The sequence below is a fragment of the Acinetobacter sp. YH12235 genome (assembly GCF_013417705.1).
In the GTDB taxonomy this organism is placed as follows: domain Bacteria; phylum Pseudomonadota; class Gammaproteobacteria; order Pseudomonadales; family Moraxellaceae; genus Acinetobacter.
Genome location: NZ_VPDL01000044.1, coordinates 1 through 11,444, shown reverse-complemented (window position 1 = coordinate 11,444; position 11,444 = coordinate 1). Strand labels below are relative to the sequence as shown.

General features: G+C 39.8%; 14 protein-coding genes and 3 pseudogenes. 15 read left to right on the top strand and 2 right to left on the bottom strand.

The window, feature by feature from the left end; all coding sequences use genetic code 11:
* The 14 genes and pseudogenes from FTV13_RS15010 to FTV13_RS14945 form a co-directional block, all read left to right on the top strand.
* Positions 1-94 (top strand): annotated as a pseudogene (locus tag FTV13_RS15010) (IS1595 family transposase); the annotation flags it as partial.
* Between the two features lie 71 nt (positions 95-165).
* Positions 166-744: a DUF4126 domain-containing protein gene (locus tag FTV13_RS15005; RefSeq protein ID WP_159123693.1), complete on the top strand. Its 579-nt coding sequence runs from the start codon at positions 166-168 to the stop codon at positions 742-744.
* Positions 745-940: 196 nt separating this feature from the next.
* Positions 941-1,147 (top strand): hypothetical protein, encoded by a 207-nt coding sequence (locus FTV13_RS15000; RefSeq protein WP_005237115.1) that lies wholly within the window; start codon positions 941-943, stop codon positions 1,145-1,147.
* A 128-nt stretch (positions 1,148-1,275) separates the two neighbouring features.
* On the top strand, positions 1,276-1,497 hold the full coding sequence (locus tag FTV13_RS14995) for a hypothetical protein (RefSeq protein ID WP_159123700.1): 222 nt from the start codon (positions 1,276-1,278) through the stop codon (positions 1,495-1,497).
* Between the two features lie 149 nt (positions 1,498-1,646).
* A pseudogene (locus FTV13_RS14990) lies at positions 1,647-1,893 on the top strand (DUF6868 family protein).
* 124 nt (positions 1,894-2,017) lie between these two features.
* The gene (locus tag FTV13_RS14985) at positions 2,018-2,731 is read left to right on the top strand and encodes an SIMPL domain-containing protein (RefSeq protein ID WP_005237113.1); all 714 of its coding nucleotides are present in this window, start codon (positions 2,018-2,020) and stop codon (positions 2,729-2,731) included.
* 746 nt (positions 2,732-3,477) lie between these two features.
* Positions 3,478-3,933, top strand: coding sequence for a hypothetical protein (locus FTV13_RS14980; RefSeq protein WP_004785138.1), 456 nt, complete (start codon positions 3,478-3,480; stop codon positions 3,931-3,933).
* An 87-nt stretch (positions 3,934-4,020) separates the two neighbouring features.
* Positions 4,021-4,686, top strand: a complete 666-nt coding sequence (locus tag FTV13_RS14975) for a pseudouridine synthase (protein ID WP_179993180.1) — start codon at positions 4,021-4,023, stop codon at positions 4,684-4,686.
* Positions 4,687-5,254: 568 nt separating this feature from the next.
* On the top strand, positions 5,255-6,199 hold the full coding sequence (locus tag FTV13_RS14970) for a hypothetical protein (protein WP_180012492.1): 945 nt from the start codon (positions 5,255-5,257) through the stop codon (positions 6,197-6,199).
* Between the two features lie 236 nt (positions 6,200-6,435).
* Positions 6,436-6,831, top strand: coding sequence for a ribonuclease E inhibitor RraB (locus FTV13_RS14965; RefSeq protein ID WP_180012490.1), 396 nt, complete (start codon positions 6,436-6,438; stop codon positions 6,829-6,831).
* Positions 6,832-7,070: 239 nt separating this feature from the next.
* Positions 7,071-7,517: an SRPBCC domain-containing protein gene (locus tag FTV13_RS14960; protein ID WP_004785131.1), complete on the top strand. Its 447-nt coding sequence runs from the start codon at positions 7,071-7,073 to the stop codon at positions 7,515-7,517.
* A 124-nt stretch (positions 7,518-7,641) separates the two neighbouring features.
* Positions 7,642-7,980: a zinc ribbon domain-containing protein YjdM gene (locus FTV13_RS14955; protein WP_034705280.1), complete on the top strand. Its 339-nt coding sequence runs from the start codon at positions 7,642-7,644 to the stop codon at positions 7,978-7,980.
* Positions 7,981-8,095: 115 nt separating this feature from the next.
* Complete coding sequence (locus FTV13_RS14950) at positions 8,096-8,458, top strand: 5-carboxymethyl-2-hydroxymuconate Delta-isomerase (protein WP_004785128.1); 363 nt, start codon at positions 8,096-8,098, stop codon at positions 8,456-8,458.
* A gap of 390 nt (positions 8,459-8,848) precedes the next feature.
* Positions 8,849-9,292, top strand: coding sequence for a nuclear transport factor 2 family protein (locus FTV13_RS14945; protein ID WP_159123697.1), 444 nt, complete (start codon positions 8,849-8,851; stop codon positions 9,290-9,292).
* 112 nt (positions 9,293-9,404) lie between these two features.
* Here FTV13_RS14945 and FTV13_RS14940 read toward each other — a convergent pair whose 3' ends face one another.
* Positions 9,405-10,172, bottom strand: coding sequence for a hydroxymethylpyrimidine/phosphomethylpyrimidine kinase (locus tag FTV13_RS14940; RefSeq protein ID WP_180012494.1), 768 nt, complete (start codon positions 10,170-10,172; stop codon positions 9,405-9,407).
* A 258-nt stretch (positions 10,173-10,430) separates the two neighbouring features.
* Here FTV13_RS14940 and FTV13_RS14935 point away from each other — a divergent pair, with 258 nt between their 5' ends.
* Entirely contained in the window at positions 10,431-11,078 is a 648-nt protein-coding gene (locus FTV13_RS14935) for an HAD family hydrolase (RefSeq protein ID WP_180004020.1), read from the top strand.
* A 255-nt stretch (positions 11,079-11,333) separates the two neighbouring features.
* Here FTV13_RS14935 and FTV13_RS14930 read toward each other — a convergent pair.
* Positions 11,334-11,444: pseudogene (locus FTV13_RS14930) on the bottom strand (IS982 family transposase); the annotation flags it as partial.

Genomic DNA, 11,444 nt, shown 5'->3' with positions numbered 1-11,444 from the left:
AGAGTACTTTGATTATCATCTTAAAGAAACTGAATGGCGTTGGATGAGGGAACCTAATGAGTTAGCAACTGAGCTGTGGAACCTCATTAGGTAAAATTAAGTGTAAATCTGCTAGTCTAGAGCCTTTACATTATAAAAATGGCTTAAATCTCAAGGGCAAGCAGCATGGAAACAATCCTCGGTTTATGTATCGGTATCGGCTTGAGTGCAGCCTCTGGTTTCCGTGTTTTTGTGCCTTTGCTGATAATGAGTATTGCCGCATTGATGGGCTGGTTTGAACCGATGACCGGTTTTGAATGGCTGGCCATGCCGGCAGTCTGCCTGGCTTTAGCCATCGCGACCCTCTGTGAAATCGCTGCGTATTATATTCCCTGGGTGGACAATGCCATCGATACAATTGCAACGCCTGCTGCCATACTGGCCGGAACTCTGACCACGATGGCTGCCAGCAGTGGAGAAATGTCCCAGTTTGCAGCTTGGGCCGCAGCGATTATTGTCGGTGGCGGAACAGCAGGGGCCGTGCAACTGAGCAGTGTTGCAGCACGTGGACTATCAACTGCCACTACAGGCGGTGTTGCGAATCCCGTACTCTCAACCGGAGAGTGGATCGGGGCTATTCTGTTATCCATTCTGTCATTGCTTTTGCCAGTGCTAGCTGCCTTGCTGGTTGTAATGCTAGCCATCATGGCAATTCGCTGGATACGTCTAAAAAAGAAAAACAAGCTAGAAAATTCCGCCTTATAAGAATCAGATAAATAAATATTTATCACTCATTCTTAATGAAATATTTGCTTAAAGAAAGGCCCTCATCTTGTTCATTAAATTGCTTGATTTTTATTCAAAAAAGACATAATTTTATTATGGGATTATAAAAGGCATAATTTTTGTATGGTTTTATTTGTGGTTGAACTTTATAAAAACAATATTAGGGGAACTATAAATGATTAAATTTATTGTAGATGAACAAGAGTCTGCCCAAGGCGTGCACTATATTCATAACGCAACACGAGGCTGTGAAGACCTGCCAGAATTTGATAACCAGATTCTGATTGGATATTTTGCTAATTATGATCTGGCTTATAAACGCGCAAGAATGAACTGGCCGAGGGAGAAAGTAGAGGGCTGTCATAAGTGCTGTACAGAATGAGATTTATAGACATATTGGTCGTCATTTAAAACCCGCTATACAGTGGGTTTTATCATTTATCCTGTTTGAAAAATGATCAATTTGACCCCATATAAAACTATAGATTTATCATGTTTAGGGCTGCTCAATTGCAACATTATCTTGATCTCAATCATGACTCGGGTGTGGCCAATTATGAGATTGGCAATGAGTTTATTCGGGTTCAATTTAAGAAAACTTCGAAAGTGTATACCTATAGTTATAGCAGTACGGGCTATCAGCATGTGGAAAATATGAAACAGCTGGCCCAGTATGGTGATGGCTTAAATGCCTATATCAATCATCATACCCGTCATCTGTTTGTACGCTAAAAAGTGATCGCTGGAAGTGAGAACTGAAACTTTTAGCTGAAAATATTTAAACCATTTCCCTTTAGATCACAGATACAAATCAGCAGTTCCTGAACATTTGATCAATCTGTTAACTTAAGGATAGATGGCTCTACAGGCAGGGAATCACTATGAATCTCGATTTCTGGTGTCGGTTTTTACTTTATACATTGGCTTTGAATTACAGCATTTTAATGCTCTGGTTTTTGCTGATTGTCTGCACGAGACTGGGTGAAACGATTGCATGGTCAATGGTTTCAGCTCTCAGATCCAACTTTTGATGCCATTCACTATAGCGGCATGGCCATTTATAAAGTCGGGATATTCCTGTTCAATCTGGTTCCGCTAATTACCCTATATTTGATGGGGAAAAGTTAGGAGATAAAACTTTCCAAAGTTCCAGGAATAAATAAAACTGATAGTCGCATCAGCATTACACAGAGCAGTTTAAGGCTTATAATGCTCGAAACAGGATAACAATATGGAAAAGGAGTTCGGATCAATGAATCAGTTTAAACCTGCCTTGATTTTAGGGGCTTTGATCGGCTTGGGAATGATTATCGCCGGATTCATTTTGGGCAATAGTGCGGTCAAGATTAAACAGTATGAGCGGATTGTTTCCGTAAAAGGGCTGTCTGAACGTGAAGTGAAAGCCGATGTCGCCGTCTGGCCGATCCGTTTTAGTGGCGGCAGTCAGGATCTGACCGAACTGTATGACACCATGGAGCTGCAAACCCAGCAAATTCAGGCTTTCTTAAAAGGTGAGGGTTTTAAGGCAGAAGAAATTACCACCGGTTCTCCAGTCACTACAGATAAATATGCCCAGCAATACGGCGGTGATGCCAATGTTGCCTTACGTTATACCGCGCATCAGACCATTACGGTTTATACCCACAATATTGATGCAGTCCGTGCAGCGCAAACCCGTCTGGTCGCTCTGGGTAAAAAGGGCATTGCTTTTGGTGGTGATGATTCCGGGCAAAGAACGGAATATATCTTTACCAAATTGAATGACATCAAACCAGCCATGATTGAAGAAGCCACGCAAAATGCCCGCAGTGTGGCAGAAAAGTTTGCCGCGGATTCTCAAAGCCGTCTCGGGAAAATCAAAACTGCCAATCAAGGTTTGTTTAGCATTGAGGACCGTGACAGCAATACGCCTTATCTAAAGAAAGTTCGTGTGGTTTCTACAGTGGATTATTATCTGGCTGATTAAATGGCTGGAAAGCTGAATAGAGGGGTCTAAAAAATTTAGAGCAGAATGAGGTTTTACATGAAGATAAATTCCAGTAATTCTGCTCTTTCTGCAATAAAAGATCTTTATTTTGAGGTGAAAGGTAAAAAATTCTTCTTCAAATATATTTAAAGAAAAATATTTTCAAAAATCGGGAAAATTAAAAAATCTTAGGAAATTAATTTTGCCGCAGCTTGGCTACTATAGATCTCAAGGGTGTGATGGGATCGAAAAGAGTAGCATGCTGTGAGTGGCGCAAAACGCGAGTGCAGTACGAACCCAAAAGGTCTCGATTCGGCTTAGGACGCTATAGACCAAAAGTTTATAGGCTATAAGATCATTTCTTACAAAGAGTGATAGTTGAAGTAAACCATCAAGATGTTTTCCCAACACCCTCAAAATTTTCTCCTCTCATAAAAACAATCTTCTCCTCCAAACTGTTGAACACCTTCCCTACCCAGTCACTTATATTCTTCCTAAATAGCTGTAAATTCATTTGAGATTCAAATAAATACTATTTTAATCACATATCTAATCTATTTTATTTACAGCCTATAGCTTTCGACTATTTTATGTTTAAATACTACTCTAATGTCGCTGGTTGTTTATAAGTATTTGATATAAATAATTTAAAGTATAATATGTTTAATATTTGCTCACAAATTATATCCTTGAAAAATAAAACAGAATGCTATGATAATTTTGCATATAAGAAAGGGGCACGTCCCATGAAAAAATATGAATTAGAAATCAGTTATCCGCATCAAGAAGAAGACGAAGCAGAGCAGCTAGGCAGCTTATCGGCAGAAGAAATTCTCTCTACTTTCAAGTCCATTAACTGGCAACAGTTACGGGTTTTACAATTACAGATGCAAGCCGCCATTACCACTTTTACCGTAACAGACTCCGATGCTGAACAGTCGATTCAGATCACACTGAATGAACTGGCGCCGTCAGGTCAGCTTGAGTTCAGGCTGGAAAGTGATATTGAAGTCGAAGCTCAACATAAAATTCTGGGACTGTTTAGCCTGAAAAACAAAGACTATGTGTCATTTCGCAATCTGACTATGTCACAGGTTCAGCAATATCTTATGGCATTTTTAAATGAAGATCTCGACAGACTGAAAACCCAGTATCAGTCGGGTCATTCAGTATCTCCCATCAGTGCAGCGTCCAAAGCTTAGTCAGGCACTGATCCTGTAACAGGGCTGGATTGACAGTATTCCCTGACATTGTTATTTTGCGCGTTTTCTCCTGAATGCTTACAGCACATGCCTATTAACGACAACTTTGTCTACGCGCCGCCTCAAGACCCATTGCATATTCTGTATGAAGATGATGATCTGGTTGTCATTGAGAAGCCGGCCGGTTTGTTGTCTGTTCCGGGACGTTTGCCTGAGCATCATGACAGTGCTTATCTACGGGTACTAGAGCGTTATCCGAATGCCAAAATTACCCATCGTCTGGATATGGCCACGTCTGGTATCCTGATGTTTGCCAAACATCGCGATGCTGAAGTGGCGGTCAGCAAAATGTTTCAGGCACGTACAGTCAGCAAACACTATATTGCGCTGGTACAGGGAGAAATTCAGGCCGAGGGCAGTGTCGATGTACCTTTGATTACTGACTGGGAAAATCGCCCTCGGCAAATGGTGCATTTTGAACTGGGTAAAGCTGCCAAAACACTCTATCAACGGCTGGGATATCTGCCTGAGCAAGACATCAGCCGGGTATTACTAACGCCAATTACCGGGCGTTCACATCAGCTCAGAGTCCACATGCTGCATATCGGTCATCCGATTACGGGCGATAAAATCTATCATCCGGAACCAACGCGTAGTCCTCTTAATCGCATGGCCTTGCATGCCAGTGAACTGACTTTTACTCAACCCTTGAGTGGTCATAAAGTTGAAATTCTTGCACCTGCACCATTTTAGTAAAATTTAAGCATTCAAAAAATGAATATGGATTCTGATAAATATTTAAATTTTAGTAAGCTGCAACAGAAATGTCAGAATTTATTTCAGTCATCGGAAAATTATGGAGTTGAATTTAAGCAGTTTTCTAGAAAAATTATGTTCTGAATCATGTCTTATCAAGTAATGATTTTTTGAAATTAAAAAAGTGTACCCGGAAAAATTTCAGGAATCATTTAAGGGACTTTATCACTTTATCTTTAGTTTAACTGTTTGATCTATCTATTTTTATTCAGTTTTTATCAAGATTTGCAGTCTCTCAGGGGTTTGTTCTTATAACATTCGATATAAAAATAAAAACCCCTTTAATTGATTATCACCAACAGATTCATTTTAAGTAAATTGATAGGCATAAAAATATTAAGGTTTTATAGGTGAAAAATCATTTAAAAGATCAATTATATTAAATGTTTATGGTCATTTTTTATCTTTGATTCTCATCATTAAATTATGCAGAATAACTTTAAAACATCATAAATTTTTAATTTTTTAGTGCCTATATATGGTGCAAGGGGTAAGGGACAGGATGATGCTAAGTGGCGTGCTCTTTGTTCTCGCAAGTGTTTTAATCATTGTATTACTATGGGTATTCAATAGCCTGAAATTATCAAGAAACAATATTCAGTCCTTACAGGAAAATCTGGATCATTCACGCAGTAAATTGGCTGATTATGAAACACAAGTTGATGAATTAAATTATGAAATGACCCAGCTACGGATGCAACTGGGAAGTGCCAGAACTGAACTGAATAAATATAAACAATATCAGGATATCTGTGACATCGAACAATACATTATTAACCGCAGCTTGCAGGCCGAAAATTTCGTAGAAGTAACCAAGCTTGATGCTTCCATCATGCTGGATGATCTCAAAGCCTATATCGCTCAGGTCAAAGCGTATTTACAGAATTTACAGACTCAGGCCGAAGCTGATATTGAGCGACAGGCTCGAAAAGCTTTACAGGCTTATTATCAGCAGGCTAAAGAACAACAGCGACTGCAAGAAGTAGTTGAAGCTCTCGAGCATAAGATCAAGGGCTATCAACATGGTTTTGATCTGCCGGTCACGCAGCTTCTGGATCAGCTCATTAGTGGCTACAACGATACTGATGCAGCCCGGCATTTACTGACTATCAGAACACAGATTGAGCAGGCCAAAGAACAGCAGCAGGTGGCCAGCTGTAATTATGTCGATGAGGATCGTCGCAAGAGCACCATCGAGATTTTGAGTCTGGCATTTAATAGCAGGGCAGAATTCTATTTGTCCCAGTTAAATACTCATAATCTGGGTGAAATGCTGCAATCCTTAAAAGATGATTATCGCCTGATGAACTATAAAGGACAAAGCTTGAGCCAGGCCATGATTCAGGAGTCTTATCTGAACTTACGTCTGGAAGAGCTTAAATTCGCCGCCGTTTTACTTGAGCTTCAACAGAATCAAGTGTCTGAGCCATCTGCAGTGATCGCTTCCTAACTACAATTAAAAAAGACAGATCAACCGATGAAATTTTTTAATCTGCAGATTGATATGCAGGTATTTTTAATTAGATGAAAATGCAGCTTTTTTTCTCAAATTCTTAAATTTATATTGATAAAATTCAGTTGTTTATTTAGAGAAAGTTAATTTTTTTTCATATTCTGTACTCGATAATTCAAATAAAATAAGTTAAGCTGAATCGAATAATAAAACATCATAATAAGGATATCTCTATGGCACGCGATTATGACAAATTCCCTGACGATGAAAATGGTCATGTACTGTGGCAAATGTATCAGGATGGTGATGATCTGCAGGACGACCATGAAATTGAATTCTCGATAGCCTTTAATAGTGAAGAACAGGCTGACCGCTGTGCATTGCATCTGCTTAAAGAAGAACAAAAGATAAGCCTATATCAGGATGAGGAGAGCGATACGCTGGAGTGGACAATTACCATTCATGTCTATATGCAACCTACCTATGAAAATATTGTCGACTTAGAACAATGGTTTACCAGAATTGCCGCTGAATTTCAGGGTGAATATGACGGCTGGGGCTGTATGGCCTATGTCTATGATGATGAGGGCGACTCAGAAGAGGGCGAAAGCAAACTTCGTAGCAGCTAATCAAAATTTCCTTATTTAAGCCCGGTTAAGCCGGGTTTTTTATGGCCTGCGGTATTGGTCGGGTCAACTGTAGTTTTTTGTTATACATCCTATAAAATAGATAGATAACAATTATATTTAGGCCGTACAGTATGTTGGGCAGTTATTTAAATACTGAGGCCGACGAGATCGGGATGATCCGTCCGAATAATAAATAAAAATAATCTTTCAGTAAGAACAAGAAAAAAAGGTAGGCTGAAATGAGTTATACCCTAAAAATGCATCGCGTATTCAGTGCGCCACCGGAACGGGTGTACCGGGCCTTTATTCATCCAGATGCCATCGCAAAATGGCTGGCACCGCATGGCTTTACTGCCAGAGTTGAGCATGCCGAAGTCAAACCGGGAGGCAGCTATAAAATCACCTTGACCAATTTTGCCACTGGTACCCAGCATCATTTACATGGCACCTATCATGAAGTTATTCCTAACCAGTTACTGCGCTATACCGATTGCTTTTCTACACCTGAGGTCAAAGGTGAAATTGAAGTCACGCTCATCTTTGAAAAAGTGTCTGTAGGCACCAGCCTGCATATTATTCAGGTGGGTTATCCGGATCTGGTACCACCATCTGCATGTCACTTAAGCTGGCAGGAGTCATTGCAGCTTTTGTCCTGGCTGGTCAATCCACATATTTTAGATGGTTAAGTTCAGTTAATTAAGTCGAGCGGGAGATCCTTTTAAAGCTTGAGCATGAACCCACCCAAAGATGCTATAGTTCAGCTTTAATTTTTTGTTTTTTCTTTTATTTTTTTATTTTGTTGAGGTTGCTATGGCTCTACCACAATGCCCAAAATGCCAGTCTGAATATACTTATGAAGATGGTGACTTGTTAATCTGCCCAGAATGTGGATATGAGTGGAAAGAAGGGGAAGCAACTGAGGAAACCGTGGTCATCAAGGATGCGCATGGCAATCTGCTGGCTGATGGTGATACAGTTACAGTGATTAAGGATCTTAAAATTAAAGGATCTTCTTCAGTGGTTAAAGTCGGGACTAAGGTCAAAAATATTCGTCTATTACCCGATGCAACTGATGGACATGATATTGACTGTAAAATTGATGGCATTGGCGCCATGAAGCTCAAATCTGAATATGTGAAAAAAGCCTGATACGTTCTTATACGAATGAGTGCTTTCGGTCTTCGGGTTTGAAGGTCTATGCTTCTTCCTCAAACTCGAAGATCAATCTCTTCTGATTGCCATATCATGCCTGGATCTATGCTTTATGCCTCATCTTCATCTTGAATATTCAGATAATATTCAGCAGCTTGAAACCCGACCTTTAATGTTGGCAATTCACCAGGCCTTATTTAACGCCGGTTATATTAATGACCCGAATGATTTAAAAAGTAGGGCGATTGTACAGCAGGATTTTGTGATTGGACTAGAGCAGGAGACAGATCAGGCTTATGTACATGCTAAAGTTTCTCTCCTGACTGGTCGTAGTCTGGACATCCGCCAGGCAATTTCCAAGCTGGTACTTCAGGTCATGCAGCAGCACATTGTCTCGCAGCCGGGGTTAAAGATTCAGCTCTGTGTTGAAATTCTGGAAATGGACAAAGAGACTTATACTAAAGCTATTATTTGATTTTTTTTAGATTGAAGTGAGGACTAGGAAATGAAGTTTTCTTAGTTTCTCTCTTTATCTTGAATACATCAGAACTTAATAAAAAATTGAGAAGTATCAAAGCGATTTTGAAATATAAAGAACGATAAATAAAACTAGAGCATGAAAATTTAAATAATCAGTCAAAATTCACCTGATTATTGCAGTTGATCAGAAAATTTTGCCTATAATTAAAAAATAGTGTAATTTTAGGTATTAGGTCACACTTTTGACCTGATATATGGGGGGATGGGTAAAACTAGGACCCATTTACATAATTAAAAATAATGAAAAACAAGAAAGACTGAAAATAATGAGATGCTTGAAATCTCGGTTTTCAAGTCTGAATAAAACCTTATAGAGAGGTATTCAATGAAAATAATAGGGGAAGAATGTCTGGCTCAGGAAGTCAGGACATTTTTACAAAAATGGGATCAAGCTATTTGTTCACTTGAATTCAGCGAAATTCGTCAACTTTGCCGACCAGATGTCTGTCTGATTGATATTAGCTCCGAACTGAAAGGGATCGAGGCTTATCAGGCTGCATGGCAACAGTACCGACCATATATGCGCAACAATGGTATGCGCGTTGAACGGAAGGAGGTCACCATTCAGGTCAATAATGACATGGCTTTCGTATATGGTTATGTCCGGATTGCTTATGCGGCGATGGAACGATATTTCCCTTTGCAATGGTGCCGCTTCAGCATGGTCTTGAGCAAGCAGCAAGATCAGTGGCAATTGCATTATCAACATATTTCTGTCCCTGTTCAGGAGAAGACTGAAAAACTGCGCCCTGTGAAACTGGCAGGTTAAGGCAAAAGTTTTAAATTTCATTGAAACAAGATCATCACATCTATTTGTCCATTCTTGAAAAAAATCGCCATAAAAAAGCCTGAATCGTTCAGGCTTTTTTATTTAGGGAAGATTAAAAGCGTTTTGGAATGCGCTGACCATTCGGTACCGGAATTTCCGCATTTTTTAATACACCAAATAACCAGGTTTCTGCATGTTGTACGGCTGTTTTCAACTGTTCACCCAAGGCTAGACGTCCGGCAATGAAACTCGCCAGTGAACAGCCTGAGCCATGATATTCACCTTCCAGGCGCGGACAACGGGTTTCGTTGATCAATTCACCCTGAATATATAGACGGTTCTGGATATAGTCGGGAGTATCTTCGTGGCCACCTTTAACAAGAATCGCGTGGGCACCCATTTCGAACAGTTTCTGCGTGGCTTGATCTAAATCCTGCTCACCTGTCAGAGCGCGCAACTCGACTGTATTTGGAGTTAAAATCGTGGCTAGCGGAATCAGTTGTTTAAACGCTTTGACCAGTGTGGCTTGATTGCCGAGTGAGCCACCACTATTGGCTACCAGCACTGGATCCAGTACATACTGATAGTCCGGATGCGCAGTTAGAAATTCTGCCAGTGCTTCAATATTTTCAGTCGTTCCCAGCATGCCTGATTTAACACAACGAATCGGCAGATCCTTTACCACAGCATTGGCCTGAGCCAGCAGTAATTCCTTTGAAGTTGCTTCAAAACCAAAGACCTGTTGTGAGTTCTGGATAGTCAGGGCTGTACAGGCTATTGCAGCATGAGCACCACTTTGACCGATGGCTTCAATATCTGCTTGAAGGCCTGCTCCACCTGAAGGATCTAAACCTGAAAAGCAAAGTACGGTAGGTCGCAAAATGATGTCCTTCATTCACTAAAATTGCCTTAGTATAGGCAAATTTATTCAAACTCTCGATATTAATTTCTATCACTTGCAAGAACGGTCTGTCAGGCAAAATTTCGTATGTTTTATCTGATCAAAATATAGAGTTGATTACCCTGAAAATGGGCATTCTTGGCTTGTTTTTATGGCCTAATAATTGCTTTAGGGTAGACAAATCTGGCTATACTCACGATATGAATTGATGTCGGCTGCAAACATAGGGGACAAGGTGTGATTCAGAATATTTTAATTGACTTGGATGGTACATTAACTGATCCAAAAGTGGGGATTACGACTTCTGCCCGCTATGGTCTGGAAAAGGTGGGTCATCCGATCAGTGAAGACACGAATATTGACTGGATTATCGGGCCTCCTCTAAAAGCTTCGCTAGCCAAAATTCTGAATGTAGATGCGGATGATACCCTGGCTGAACAGGCACTAATGGCATATCGTGAGCGTTTTGCAGTGACTGGCTTATATGAAAATCACGTCTTTGAAGGCGTAGCTGAAACTCTGGCGGAACTTAAACGCCGTGGTTATCGCCTGTTTCTCGCAACAGCAAAACCAACCGTTTATGCCAAACAGATTCTGGAACATTTTAATCTGGCCCAGTATTTTACTGAGATTTATGGCAGTGAGCTGAATGGTGATCGGACCAATAAAGGGGAACTGATTCAGTATATCCTGGAACAACAAGGCATACAGGCTGATCAATGCATTATGGTGGGGGACCGTGAGCATGATATTTTTGGTGCCCGCCATAATGGGATTGAGTCGATTGCAGTCAAATACGGCTATGGTTCAGAAATTGAATTACAGCAGGCACAGCCTAAATATACGATTGAGAACTTTAGTCATTTATTAGACTATTTAAAATAATTTTTTATTTTCATTAAAAATAAAATGCTTCTATGTTTAGGAGCATTTTTTATATTCATTATTAACTTCACCTTTTGAATAGAAATCTGTTTTATTGCGTTAACTTGATTAATTGTTTGTATACTTTTGTTCTAATATTTTTCATGCTTACATAAATATAATAATGCATTTTATGTGATTAATGTCATATTTTAATGAACCTATTTGATTATAATTCACAAAAACATATTTTCCATATTTTAACCCGAATCCTGCTTAAGCCGATGACTTCATAATTTGAATTGTTGGCTTATTTTTATGGATCAGTTGATATGCACACAAGGACGCGTAAATCCCTCCTAGAAATCCATGAACACTACGTGCTTT